At 61.2% G+C, this 13,161-nt stretch carries 10 protein-coding genes; 7 read left to right on the plus strand and 3 right to left on the minus strand.

Translation table 11 applies throughout. The annotated features are described in order from the left end of the window. Positions 1 to 26: 26 nt before the first annotated feature. Positions 27 to 881 (minus strand): MoxR family ATPase, encoded by an 855-nt coding sequence (locus BCF11_RS21895; protein ID WP_098496614.1) that lies wholly within the window; start codon positions 879 to 881, stop codon positions 27 to 29. Between the two features lie 151 nt (positions 882 to 1,032). Between BCF11_RS21895 and BCF11_RS21900 the strand changes: the two genes are divergently transcribed. The 3 genes from BCF11_RS21900 (at position 1,033) to BCF11_RS21910 (ending at position 4,293) form a co-directional block, all read left to right on the plus strand. Continuing rightward, positions 1,033 to 3,246, plus strand: coding sequence for a site-specific recombinase (locus tag BCF11_RS21900; protein ID WP_098496615.1), 2,214 nt, complete (start codon positions 1,033 to 1,035; stop codon positions 3,244 to 3,246). Between the two features lie 360 nt (positions 3,247 to 3,606). Next, the gene (locus BCF11_RS21905; protein WP_098496616.1) at positions 3,607 to 3,927 is read left to right on the plus strand and encodes a cytochrome c; all 321 of its coding nucleotides are present in this window, start codon (positions 3,607 to 3,609) and stop codon (positions 3,925 to 3,927) included. A gap of 12 nt (positions 3,928 to 3,939) precedes the next feature. Next, positions 3,940 to 4,293, plus strand: a complete 354-nt coding sequence (locus BCF11_RS21910) for a cytochrome c (RefSeq protein WP_098496617.1) — start codon at positions 3,940 to 3,942, stop codon at positions 4,291 to 4,293. A gap of 62 nt (positions 4,294 to 4,355) precedes the next feature. On the opposite strand, the gene BCF11_RS21915 is transcribed toward BCF11_RS21910, so the two are convergent. Together BCF11_RS21915 and BCF11_RS21920 are read right to left on the minus strand one after the other, a co-directional pair. Then, on the minus strand, positions 4,356 to 5,765 hold the full coding sequence (locus BCF11_RS21915; RefSeq protein ID WP_098496618.1) for a heavy metal sensor histidine kinase: 1,410 nt from the start codon (positions 5,763 to 5,765) through the stop codon (positions 4,356 to 4,358). After that, positions 5,762 to 6,433 (minus strand): heavy metal response regulator transcription factor, encoded by a 672-nt coding sequence (locus tag BCF11_RS21920; RefSeq protein ID WP_098496619.1) that lies wholly within the window; start codon positions 6,431 to 6,433, stop codon positions 5,762 to 5,764. Before BCF11_RS21920 ends, BCF11_RS21915 begins: the two co-directional genes overlap by 4 nt. A 181-nt stretch (positions 6,434 to 6,614) precedes the next feature. Here BCF11_RS21920 and BCF11_RS21925 point away from each other — a divergent pair, with 181 nt between their 5' ends. From BCF11_RS21925 to BCF11_RS21940, 4 genes are all read left to right on the plus strand, one after another. Beyond that, positions 6,615 to 6,848 carry a hypothetical protein gene (locus BCF11_RS21925; RefSeq protein ID WP_098496620.1) on the plus strand — a complete coding sequence of 78 codons (234 nt, stop codon included), beginning with the start codon at positions 6,615 to 6,617 and terminating at the stop codon, positions 6,846 to 6,848. Between the two features lie 145 nt (positions 6,849 to 6,993). Next, positions 6,994 to 8,304: a TolC family protein gene (locus tag BCF11_RS21930; protein WP_098496621.1), complete on the plus strand. Its 1,311-nt coding sequence runs from the start codon at positions 6,994 to 6,996 to the stop codon at positions 8,302 to 8,304. 9 nt (positions 8,305 to 8,313) lie between these two features. Further along, the gene (locus BCF11_RS21935; protein WP_098496622.1) at positions 8,314 to 9,894 is read left to right on the plus strand and encodes an efflux RND transporter periplasmic adaptor subunit; all 1,581 of its coding nucleotides are present in this window, start codon (positions 8,314 to 8,316) and stop codon (positions 9,892 to 9,894) included. A gap of 23 nt (positions 9,895 to 9,917) precedes the next feature. After that, positions 9,918 to 13,091, plus strand: a complete 3,174-nt coding sequence (locus BCF11_RS21940) for a CusA/CzcA family heavy metal efflux RND transporter (protein ID WP_098496623.1) — start codon at positions 9,918 to 9,920, stop codon at positions 13,089 to 13,091. The last annotated feature ends 70 nt before the right edge of the window (positions 13,092 to 13,161 follow it).

Below are 13,161 nucleotides of genomic sequence, written 5' to 3' on the forward strand. Positions count from 1 at the left end.
TTGGTTGTTCGCGTTTATCTATCCGATTACCGGTTCTTTCTTGCCATGAAAACCAGGCGCTCGAACAGATGCACATCTTGTTCGTTTTTCAGCAAGGCGCCGTGCAAGGGCGGCACCACGGCCTTGGCGTCGCTGCTGTGCAGCGCTTCCGGCGGGATGTCTTCCGCCAGCAGCAGCTTGAGCCAGTCCAGCAGTTCGGAGGTCGATGGCTTCTTTTTCAGGCCGGCCACATCGCGCACCTGATAAAAGGTTTCCAGCGCTTGCGCCAGCAAGTCCTTTTTCAGATGCGGGAAGTGCACGTTGACGATCTCCTGCATGGTCGCCTTGTCAGGGAACTTGATGTAATGGAAAAAGCAGCGGCGCAGGAAGGCGTCCGGCAATTCCTTTTCATTATTGGAGGTGATGATCACCAGCGGGCGATGCTTGGCGCGCACCATTTCACGCGTTTCGTAGACGTAAAATTCCATGCGGTCGAGTTCGCGCAACAAATCGTTGGGGAACTCGATGTCCGCTTTGTCTATCTCATCAATCAGCAGCACCACTTGTTCGTCCGCGTTGAACGCTTGCCACAGGACGCCCTTGACGATGTAGTTGTGGATGTCCTTGACCCTGGCGTCGCCCAGCTGGGAATCGCGCAGGCGCGACACGGCATCGTACTCGTACAGTCCTTGCTGGGCTTTCGTGGTCGATTTGATATGCCATTGCATCAAAGGCATGTCGAGCGCGGCGGCTACTTCTTCCGCCAGCATGGTTTTGCCGGTGCCTGGCTCGCCCTTGATCAGTAGCGGCCTTTGCAGCGTCAGCGCAGCGTTAACGGCTAGTTTCAGGTCGTCGGTGGCAACGTAACTGGCGGAACTTTCAAAACGTGTCTCGGGTCGCATATGTGGATAGTCATTTGTAAGCAAATAAAGGCGAGTATAAACGAGATGGCCAATTGGCTGGCCCCGACGGCTCCCAACTCAGCATCGAGTTGCCATGGTAATCAGGCAACATGTTTCCACCGTCACCTAGATAGCCAATAAGCGATAGGCAATGAAATTTCTCCTTCTCCGCCTGCGAGTGATGTGGCGCCGGTTTCGACACGGCGAGCAGCACCAGGCAGATAGTCAGCACTACACCCGGCAAGTCGATGCTTTGATGCGTCGCGCCAATCCCTTTTCCGCCTGGCAGGAACGCGCCGACTGGATCATCGACGTGGTCCACTGGCTGCGCCATGTACCCAAGGTATCCATGCTGGACGACGACGACAGGCTGCGCTTCAGACGGGAGCGCCTGCATTTCCTGCTGCAATGGCTGGACAGCAACCGCGACCTGCGCCGGGTAGTACAGGCGACCTTGCAGAAAACCTTGCGCGAAGCTGCCGGGCCTGAGCTGTTTTGCGCCACCGGCCTGCCGCACGAGCCTGCATTCTTCAGCGAACTGTCCGAGCATATCGTCAAGCTGGCATTGCCGAAACCGCCGTTCGAGGCGGACTTGTCGGCACTTTTTACCGTGCTGTTTCCGACCGCGGAAGATGCCGACTGGTTGCTGGCGCTGGACCGCCACAGCGTGGCGCAACTGTGGAAGCTGATGGCCGACGACGGTATCGCCCATAGCTACCAGCAGCAGATCGATGAAGCGTTGATCTATCTCGCCACCATGGTGCTGGCGGACGGCATCAGCAAGGCGTTCCGGCAGAAGCTGGATCCCAAGATGCCGCTGCAGGCGACGCCGTTCATGGTGTTGCGGCGCGAGCTGGAAACCTATTTGTACGTCAATCCGCGCGATGAGGCGGCCTTGCGCAGCGTGCGCATGCTGATCGCCGTCTGCCAGGCGCAGACCGATCGCATCTACGCCCACCTGGACGAACACGGGGTGTCGGTCAGCCTGGTCTACCGGGTCGAGCGCATGCGCGCCCAGCTGACGCGCATGGCGCTGCTGACCGATCTGCGTTCCATGATCTACAACAACGGCAACGGCGGCCAGCAGGACGGCCAGGGCGCAGGCCAGGTTCAGGCCTTGCTGGGCGACCTGATAGCAGCGCATCACCAGCGTTCTTCGGCGCGCGGTTTGGTGCAGCGCAGCTTCTCTCTGCTGGCGCGCAAGATGGTCGAACGCAATGCCGACCACGGCGAGCACTACATCGCGCGCGACAGCAAGGAATATCGGGCGATGCTGAAAGCCGCCGGCCGCGGCGGCGTCATCACGGCCTTTACCGTGCTCGGCAAATCCATGGTGACAGCGCTCGGCGCCGCCCGTTTTTTCGAGGGTATTTTTGCGTCGCTGAATTATGCTGTCAGCTTCATGGCGATTTCCGCCGTCGGCGGCGTCCTGGCAACCAAGCAGCCGGCGGTGACGGCGCCGGTGCTGGCTTCCAAGATGGGGCAGCTGGATACGGTCGAAGGCCTGCGTGCCTTGCTGACCGAAATCGCCCAGCTGCTGCGCTCGCAGGCGGCGGCCGTATTCGGCAACCTGATGGGCGTGATTCCGGTGATGCTGCTGATATCCGGCCTCATCCTGCTGACCACCGATGCTCCCATGATGACGGCGGAACATGCCCACGCCAGCCTGCACAGCTTGTCGGTGATCGGGCCGACGCCCCTGTTTGCCGCCTTCACCGGCATCCTGCTATGGCTGTCGAGCCTGGCCTCCGGCTTTGCCGACAACTGGTTTGCCTTGCGCCGCCTGCGCGAAGCGCTGGCGCACCAGCGTCGCCTGGTGTACGTGCTGGGCGCGATGCGGGCGGAGCGCTGGGCCGGCTGGCTGGACCGCAATGTGGCGCAGATTGCCGGCAACGTCTCGCTCGGCTTGCTGCTGGGGATGACGCCGGTGCTGGCGCAGTTCTTCGGTCTGCCGCTGGATGTGCGGCACGTGACGCTGGCCACCGGCAGCCTGACCGCCGCCGCCAGCAGCCTTGGCTGGGAAGCGCTGGCGGCGCCGCAGTTCTGGCTGGCGGTGGCCGGGATTGCCAGTATCGGCATCTTGAATGTCGGCGTCTCATTTGCCTGCGCGCTGACCCTCGCCTTGCGCGCGCGCGACGTGCCGGCGCGTATCAGGCGGCTGGTGTTCCGGGCGGTGCTGCGCCGTTTCAGCGCCTCGCCGCGTTCCTTCCTGTTCCCTGAAGCGGCCATGGCTGCAGCCAAACCAGGGGCGCAGGCAGAATCGGATGCCGCCGATACGACTTCTGGCGATACGCAGCAGGCGGGTGCGGGGCAGTCGTCGGATTCGACGCCACCGGACAGGCATCCCGGCAGCCGTCACGGCTGACATGGCTTACTTGCCTACTCGCTGCCAAAAGAGCCGGTAGCGGACAACTTCCGCCAAAAGCCGGCAATTCCATCGAAACACGGGGTTTCAGGCAGGGGCAGAGGTTGCTCCGCCGATGCTGCCTGGTTAGCATCGGCGGGCGTGGACTATGCATGTTTCTTGGGGTAAAATTAGCCGGTTTTGGTATAGGGTGGCGACGGCGGTCGGCGTCAGGCAGGGCTACCTTATTCCTTGCCTGCGCAGTATATGCGACGCGGCATAGGCCTTATATGCCTTGCTTGCGCTGTATATCTCCTGGCATTTGAGGCAGTATTCGTGGCAGTTTCGAATAAACGTTTTCGCTACAATTACCCAGCTACTATGAAAAAACTAATTGCACTTCTCGCGCTTGCGGGTCTTGCCAACATGGCCGCGGCAGCGGATGTGGTCGGCAATGCTAAGGCAGCGGAAAACAAGATATCGATGTGTATCGGCTGCCATGGCATTCCCGGCTATAAGGCCACCTTCCCGGAAGTCTATCAAGTGCCCATGCTAGGCGGGCAGTCGGCGAAATACATTGAAAATGCACTGATCGCTTATAAAAAGGGCGACCGCAAGATGCCGACCATGCGTGGTATCGCGGCCAGCCTGTCCGACCAGGACATGGCGGATATTGCAGCTTACTATTCGCAGCAAAAATAAGGGACCCACACAATGAAAAAGACTCTTGCTGGCGTGGCGTTCCTGCTTTCCACCAGTGCGTTCGTGAGTGCCCATGCTGCCGGCAATATCGCAGCCGGCGAAGCGGCGACGAAAAAATATGCCTGCGCCTCCTGTCACGGCGCCGATTTCCACAGCCCGATCGATCCCAGCTATCCCAAGCTGGCCGGCCAGCCTCAGGATTACCTGCAGCACGCCTTGATCGCTTATCAGCGCGGCAGCGATGGCCCCAACGGCCGCAGCAACGCCATCATGAGCGGCCAGGCCAAGGCCTTGTCGCATCAGGATGTGCAAGACATTGCAGCCTACCTGCATAGCCTGCCGACGACTCTGGTGCTGCGCAAGTAAAGCAAACCGGACCCGAGGCCGGGACAGAATAAAAACCACGCAATCGTTCTTGCGTGGTTTTTTTATGCCCCAGGGTTCGGGAAGTACAGCGTAAACACGGTCAACTGGTCAGCTGAGCGGCTGAGTTCAACCCGGCCACCATGCAGTTTCATGATCGATTGCACGATGGCCAGGCCGAGGCCGGCCGAAGAGGCCGAATCGCTGCGGGCAGGGTCGGCGCGGTAGAAGCGGTCAAACAGGCGCGGAATGGCGGACTCGGCAATCTGCGTTCCCGGATTGCCGATCCGGATGCTGGTGCCGTGGGCTTGCGGCTGCGCTTCCAGGAGGATGGCCTGGCCCGCCGCCGTGTAGCGGATCGCGTTGGCGACCAGATTGCCGATGGCGCGCCGCAGCAGCATCGGATCCGCATGCACTGTGCCGGTTGCCGCAATACTTAGGCGCACACCGCTGTCGTCTGCCACGCCTTCAAAATAATCGGCGATGCGTTGCAATTCCCGGCGGCAGTCGAGCTGCTCGCAGGTGGCCGCTACATGCGCATTGTCGGCACGCGCCAGGAACAGCATATTGTCCAGCATGCGCGCCAGCCGCTCGTATTCTTCAACATTGGATACCAGCAGTCCCTGGTATTCTTCCGCGTTTCTGGGCTGCGCCAGCGCCACCTGGGTTTGCACCATCAGGTTGTTGATAGGCGTACGCAAGTCGTGCGCCAGGTCGGCGGAAAACTGCGACAGCCGCTGAAAGCTATCGTGCAGGCGGTCCAGCATGCCGTTGAAAGCTACCACCAGCTGCTGCAATTCGTACGGCGCGCTGGCGACGTCGAGGCTGCGGTCAAGGTGCTGGGCGGTGATCGAATGCGCCTGCTGGGCGATCAAGCGGGTAGTGCGCAAGCCACGACGCACCAGCACATATCCCAGCAAAGCCGCCAGCAGGGCGCCGCACAATGCCGCCCCGATAATCTGCTTGCGATAGCTGTCCAGCATGATCAGACTGTCGCTGACATTGTGAGCGACAATGATTTGCACCTGCTCGCCGCTGCGGTCGATCTTGCCCCACAGCGCCGTGGCGCGCACCGGCATGCCGGCGGAGGTGCGCAGGTTCTTCCTGGCTTGCAGATCCGGAATCTGATCGATGGCGCTGAGCGGCAGGGCTGGCAGGCTGCCGGCGGCGGGTTGCGTATCGAGCAGCGGCGTACCGTCCGCGCTGCGCAGTATCAATAGCAGGTCGTTGTGGCCGAGTGCGGCATCCATGAACAGGTGCGGATCGTCGCGGATCGCCTGCGCCGAACCGGCCTTGCCGACCAGGTGCCGCATCAGCTGGATCTTGCCCAGCAATTCCTGGTCGTCATGGCTCTCCAGCTGGCGCGCCAGCGAATAGTACAGATAGCTGCCGACCAGGGTGAACGTGAGCAAGGTCGCCAGCGCAAACAACAGCGCCAGGCGTACCGTCAGCGAGCGCGGCGCCGATGGTTTCAAGCGCGGTCCTCCAGCACGTAGCCCATGCCGCGCACGGTATGTATCAGGGGGCGGGCGTAGGGTTCGTCGATCTTGATGCGCAGGCGGCGGATGGCGACATCGACCACGTTGGTGTCGCTGTCGAAATTCATGTCCCAGACCTGCGAGGCAATCAGCGAGCGCGACAAAACCTCGGTCTGGCGCTTGGCCATCAGATACAGCAAGGAAAATTCCTTGGTGGTGAGGTCGATCCGTTCGCCATTGCGGGTGACGCGGCGTTTCATGACGTCGATTTCCATGTCGGCGATCTGCAGCGTGTCCGATTCGCGGATCGGACCGCGCCGCAGCAGCGTGCGGATGCGGGCCACCAGTTCGGCAAAAGCAAAGGGCTTGACCAGGTAATCGTCCGCGCCTAGTTCCAGGCCCTTGATGCGGTCGTCGACTTCGTCGCGTGCGGTTAAAAAAAGTACTGGTGTTTCATGGCTCTTGCGCAATTCGCGGATCACCTGCCAGCCGTCCATGCCGGGCAGCATGACGTCCAGCACGATCAGGTCGTAGCCTTCCGTGGTGGCGCAATGCAGGCCGTCGGCGCCGGTCTGCACCCAGTCGACCACGTAACCGGATTCGGTCAATCCTTTGCGCAGGTATTCGCCAGCTTTTGGTTCATCTTCTACCAGCAGGATACGCATGTTTCATCCTTCTGTTGTCCGGGTTGAACCCTGATTATCTTCCATAAAGCCTTGGCGGTGGATTACAAAACCGTAATCCCGCCGTCACCATCCCGTTTCCGTCTTCTTTCTACACTTTGCTTCAACGATGTGGCCCAGACAAGGGCTGGTCGTTGAAACCCTTTAATTTTTGGAGATTGATATGAACGCTAAACAACTATTTTCCATCGTCGCACTGTTGTCTGCTTCGGGTATCGCGATGGCGCAAGCCACGGTAGCTGAAAAGCCGGCGGGAGCAGTCGTCCAGAATGCAAGCGCAGACACAAAAAACCGCACGGACAAAAAACAAGTCCAGGCGGACGGCAAGCAGGTGAAGTCTTCTGCGCACGACCATAAAGATGACGGCCCGAAAAAGACAATTCACTCGGGCGCCTGAGCGGCGTATCCGATAACCAGCTTTCCAGCGTCTTGGATTGATCCGATTTACTCAGGGGGCTGGTTGATGAAGCGGATTCCATGGCGCGGCGCAAACCAGTCACGCCATGCAGTCCGAGCCATCCCGGCTTTTTTTGGAGTAGGCTATGCACAAGTTTTTCTTGCCGCTCGGTTTCGCGGTATTGGTATGCCAATCGTCATTGGCGCAGGATGCTGTGCCAGCATCGGCGCCGATAGCTGAGCCGCAGCCAGTTATCAACTACAAGCTGCCGCGCCTTGGCAGCGAAGAACTGGCGGGACCGCTGACGCTGCAGCAAGCGTTGCGGCAGGCTTTCAAGAGCAACCCCGAACTGGCAGCAGCGGCGCTGGAAGTAAAGGCGGTCGAGGCGTCGATTCTGCAAGCCGGCGCCAGACCCAACCCACAAGTCTCGGCCTTGCTGGAAGATACCCGCAAGGCGACCAGGACCAGCACCGTACAGCTGAACCAGACCTTGGAACTCGGCGGCAAGCGCGACGCCCGCATCAAGGCGGCTGAAAAGGGTCGTGACGCGGCGCAAGCCGATTATCTGACCAAGCGCGCCGATGTCCGGGGCGCTGTGGTAGGCGCTTATTTTGCTGCGCTGGAAGCGCAGGAGAACCTGCAACTGCTGCAAAATTCCTTGCAACTGGCCCAACGCGCGAGCGAAATTGCGGCCAAGCGCGTCGCTGCCGGCAAGGTAGCGCCGATCGAAGCCACCAAGGCACGTGTCGCCGAGGCGGGTGTGCGGGTGGAACTGCAGCAAGCGAACAGCAGCCTGAATATCGCGCGGCGGGCGCTGGCGGTAACCTGGGGCGATATGACGCCGGCCTTTTCTACAGTCGACGGCCATATCAATGATCTGCCAGCCTTGCCCGATCTGGCAGTCGCGCTGGAGCGCTTGCAGAATTCTCCCGCCTTTGTGAAGACTCGGGTGGAAGTCGAGCGCCGCCAGGCGCTGGTCCAGCTTGAACGCAGCCGCCGCATCCCCGATGTCACCGTCAGCATTGGCGGCAAGCGGGTAGAAGAAAACCGGCAAAACCAGATGATCTTCGGCCTGTCGGTGCCCATCCCTGTGTTCGACCGCAATCAAGGCAATCTGCAGGAAGCCTTGCAGCGTGCCGACAAGGCGCGCGATGAGCTGCGCGGCGCCCAGCTGAAGCTGGATGGCGAGCTGCGCGACGCCTATGAGCGGCTCAAGCTGGGCCGGCAACAGGTGGCCGCCTTCCAAGGCGAGATCCTGCCGGCCGCACAAAATACCTATGAGATTACAAGCAAGGGCTTTGAACTCGGCAAGTTCAGCTTCCTGGAAGTGCTGGATGCCCAGCGCGTGCTGTTCCAGGCCAAATCGCAAGCGCTGCGCGCCCTCGCCGAAACCCATCGTGCCGCCACCGAGATCGAGCGCGTGGCAGGCGCTTTCCCGTCAACCGACTCTTTGTAAACAGCCGACATGAAAATCAATTTGAGCAAAAGCAAAGCTATCGCAGCCGCGACGGCCATTCTCCTCCTGATAGCAGGCGGGCTGTATTTCAGCAGCGCCAACGAGGGGAGCCAGGAGGGCAAGGAAGAGGTACACCGCGATGCGGTTGCCCATGGCGACGGCGAACACCACGGCGAAACGGCGACCGAGAAACACGGCCATGCCAATCAGCATGAGGACGGCGAACATCATCAGAAAGCAGAGGCCGCCAGCAAGGGACCGCACGGCGGCAGAATGTTTACCGAGGATAAGCTGGCGCTGGAAGTGAGTATGGCGGAAGCGGCGGGAGAGGCGCACTTTCAAGCCTGGCTGTTCAACGGCGGCAAGGCGTTGGCGCCGGATGGCGCTACATTGACGCTACAACTGGTGCGGCCCGATGGGGAGGTCGAGAACATCAGCTTCGTGTCGAAAAACGGCTCTCTCAGCAGCAGCGTGGCGATTGCGGAGCCGCATGTGTTCGATGCCAAGTTCCTGCTGCAATATGGCGAGCAGAAGCTGCAGGCGGCATTCTCGCAGGAAGAAGGAAAGATTGAACTGAACGAAGCGCAGGTGGCGGCATCCGGCGTCAAGCTGGAAAGCGCCGGCGCTGCGCGAGTCAAGACAGCCATCACGCTGCCGGGAGAAATCCGCTTCAATGAAGACAAGACCGCGCACGTGGTGCCGCGCCTGGCGGGCGTCGTCGAGCAGGTAGCCGTCAACCTGGGGCAGCAGGTCAAGCAGGGACAGCTGCTGGCGGTGGTCGCCAGCACCGACTTGGCGGAGCAGCGCAGCGAACTGCTGGCTGCGCAGAAGCGTTTCACTTTTGCCCGGACCACCTATGAACGTGAAAAGAAGCTGTGGGAAGAAAAGATCTCGGCCGAACAGGATTACCAGCAGGCGCGCCAGGTCATGAACGAGGCGGAAATCGCGCTGCAGAATGCGCGGCAAAAATTGAATGTGCTGGGCACCGGCGCCGGCAACGGCGGCGCCTTGAACCGTTACGAAATCCGGGCGCCGTTCAGCGGCCTGGTGACCGAGAAGCACATCGCCCTGGGTGAAGCGGTCGCAGCCGATGCCAGCATTTTCACCATTTCCGACCTGAGCACCGTTTGGGCCGAGATCATCGTGCCGGCCAAGGACCTGAACCTGGTGCGGCTGGGTGAGAAAGTCCAGATCAATGCCACCGCTTTCCAGTCGAGTGCGAGCGGCAGCATTTCCTACGTCGGCGCGCTGCTGGGCGAGCAGACCCGCACCGCCAAGGCCCGCGTCACCCTGGCGAATCCGGACATGGCTTGGCGGCCGGGTTTGTTCGTCAATGTCGACGTGGTCTCCAGCGATGTCGAGGTAGCGGTGGCGGTGCCGCCGCAAGCGATACAGGCGCTGGACGGCAAGCAGGTGGTGTTTGTCCGCATCGCCGACGGCTTCATGGTGCAGCCGGTTAGCACCGGGCGTGCCGACGGCAAGCAGGTGGAGATCGTCAAGGGGCTCAAGGCAGGCGTGCGTTATGCGGCCGAAGGCAGTTTCGTTCTCAAATCGGAACTCGGCAAGAGCAGCGCCGAGCACGCACACTAAGCGCACACCAAGGACCGGATCCCATGTTTGAACGCATCATACGATTCTCGATCGAACAACGCTGGCTGATCATGCTGGCCGTGTTCGCGATGGCGGCACTCGGCATCTACAACTACCAGAAACTGCCTATCGATGCCGTGCCGGACATCACCAATGTGCAGGTGCAGATCAATACCGCCGCACCTGGCTATTCGCCGCTGGAAACCGAACAGCGAGTGACCTTCCCGATAGAAACGGTGATGTCGGGCCTGCCGCATCTGCAGCAGACCCGTTCCCTGTCGCGCTACGGCCTGTCCCAGGTGACGGTGATTTTCAAGGACGGCACCGACATCTATTTCGCCCGCCAGCTGGTCAATGAGCGGATCCAGGAAGCCAGGGGCAAGCTGCCGGCCGGGGTGGCGCCGGCCATGGGGCCGATCTCCAGCGGCCTCGGCGAAATCTACCTGTGGACGGTGGAAGCCAAGGACGGCGCAAGGAAACCTGACGGCAGCGCTTACACGGCCACCGACCTGCGAGAAATACAGGACTGGATCATCAAGCCGCAGTTGCGCAATGTCAGCGGCGTTACTGAAATCAATTCGATCGGCGGCTTCGCCAAGGAATACCAGGTGGCGCCGCGGCCGGAGAAGCTGGCGTCGTACGGCCTGACCCTGCAGGATATCGTGACGGCGCTGGACCGCAACAACAGCAATGTCGGCGCCGGCTATATCGAAAAACGCGGCGAGCAGCTGCTGATCCGGGCGCCGGGCCAGGTCAGTTCGATGGACGACATACGCAACATCATCCTGGGCAATGTGCAGGGCGTGCCGATCCGCATCCGCGATGTCGGCGAAGTTGGCATCGGCCGTGAGCTGCGCACCGGCGCCGCCACCGAGAACGGCCGCGAAGTGGTGCTGGGAACGGTCTTCATGCTGATCGGCGAAAACAGCCGGGCGGTGTCGCAGGCAGTCGACCGCAAGATGGTGGAAATCAACCGCAGCCTGCCGCCTGGAGTCGAAGCCATCACGGTCTATGACCGTACGGTGCTGGTCGACAAGGCGATCAACACCGTCAAGAAGAATTTGCTGGAAGGCGCCATCCTGGTGATCGCCATCCTCTTCATGTTCCTCGGGAATATCCGCGCCGCCATCATCACCGCGATGGTGATCCCGCTGTCGATGCTGTTCACCTTCACCGGCATGGTGCAGTACAAGGTGAGCGCCAACCTGCTCAGCCTGGGAGCGCTCGACTTCGGCATCATCATCGACGGTGCGGTGGTGATCGTGGAAAACTGCGTGCGGCGGCTAGCCCATGCGCAGGCGCATCACGGCCGCCCCCTGACCCGCAGCGAGCGCTTCCATGAAGTCTTTGCGGCCTCCAAGGAGGCGCGCCGGCCCTTGCTGTTCGGTCAGGTCATCATCATGGTGGTGTATCTGCCGATCTTCGCCCTGACCGGCGTCGAAGGGAAGATGTTCAATCCGATGGCTTTGACGGTGGTGATCGCCCTGGTCGGTGCGATGATATTGTCGATTACCTTTATCCCGGCGGCGGTGGCCTTGTTCATCGGCAAGCGGGTGTCGGAAACCGAAAACTTCCTGATGCGCGGCGCCAAGCGCTTCTATGCGCCGGTGCTGGAATGGGTCATGCAGCGCAAGCCCCTGGTGCTGGGCTGCGCGCTTGCGGTGCTGCTGCTGTCAGGGGTGCTGGCGACGCGTCTTGGCAGCGAATTCGTGCCGAGTCTGAACGAAGGCGATATTGCAATCCAAGCCTTGCGCATTCCTGGCACCAGCCTGACGCAGTCGCTGGAAATGCAAAAGCAGCTTGAAAGTACGCTGACGCGGCAGTTCCCGGAAATCGAACGCGTGTTCGCTCGCAGCGGCACGGCGGAAATCGCTTCTGATCCGATGCCGCCGAATATTTCCGATGGCTACATCATGCTCAAGCCGGAAGCCAGCTGGCCTAAGCCGAAGAAGACACGGCCGGAGCTGCTGGCAGCGATCCAGGAAGCTGCCAACAATGTGCCGGGCAATAACTATGAGTTTTCCCAGCCTATCCAGCTGCGCTTCAACGAACTGATCTCGGGCGTGCGCAGCGATGTCGCGGTCAAGATCTTCGGCGACGACATGGCGGTCCTGAACGACACTGCCGACAAGGTCTCGGCGGTGCTGGGCAAGATCAGCGGCGCCGCCGAAGTGAAAATCGAGCAGACTTCCGGCCTGCCTATGCTGACCGTGAATATCGACCGCGACAAGACCGCGCGCTACGGGCTCAACGTGGCGGATGTGCAGGATGTGGTCGCTACCGCCATCGGCGGCAAGGAAGCCGGCACCCTGTTCCAGGGCGACCGTCGCTTCGATATCGTGGTGCGCCTGCCGGAAGAGCTGCGCAGCGACCTGGAAGCGTTCAAGCGCCTACCCATATCCTTGCCGCGCAGCGCCGGCGGAGAAGGGCGCACCAACTACATTCCGCTGGGCGAAGTAGCCAGCCTGGAACTGGCGCCGGGGCCTAACCAGATCAGCCGCGAAAACGGCAAGCGGCGGATTGTGGTGAGCGCGAACGTGCGTGGCCGCGATATCGGCTCGTTTGTGAGCGAGGCCGAGGCCCGGCTGCAACGGCAGGTCAAGATCCCGTCCGGCTACTGGACCAGCTGGGGCGGCCAGTTCGAGCAGCTGCAATCGGCCACGCAAAGGCTGCAGATCGTGATCCCGGTAGCCTTGCTGCTGGTGTTTACCCTGCTGTTTGCGATGTTCGGCAACGTCAAGGACGGCCTGCTGGTATTCAGCGGCATTCCATTCGCACTGACCGGAGGCATCGTCGCCCTGTGGCTGCGCGGGATTCCCTTGTCGATTTCGGCGGCGGTCGGCTTTATTGCGCTGTGCGGGGTGGCGGTGCTGAACGGACTGGTGATGATTGCTTTTATCCGCAGCTTGCGCGAGGAGGGCCGTGGCCTCGACCTGGCGATACGGGAAGGCGCGCTGACCCGTTTGCGGCCAGTGCTGATGACGGCGCTGGTGGCTTCGCTAGGTTTCGTGCCGATGGCGATCGCCACCGGCACCGGCGCCGAGGTGCAGCGGCCGCTGGCGACGGTGGTGATCGGCGGAATTTTGTCGTCGACCATCCTGACCTTGCTGGTGCTGCCTATCCTGTATCAGTTGTTCCATCGGCGCGATGAAGACGACCCGCAGCAGCTAGCTGAGGATGCGGCCGTCCAGCGTTGATCTGCTAAAGAGAGTATTTCCCGCCCAAGTGTCCCCTTGGGTTTGCGCGCCCGGATACTTGTCAGTGTCC

The sequence above is a fragment of the Collimonas sp. PA-H2 genome, from assembly GCF_002564105.1.
GTDB lineage: Bacteria > Pseudomonadota > Gammaproteobacteria > Burkholderiales > Burkholderiaceae_D > Collimonas.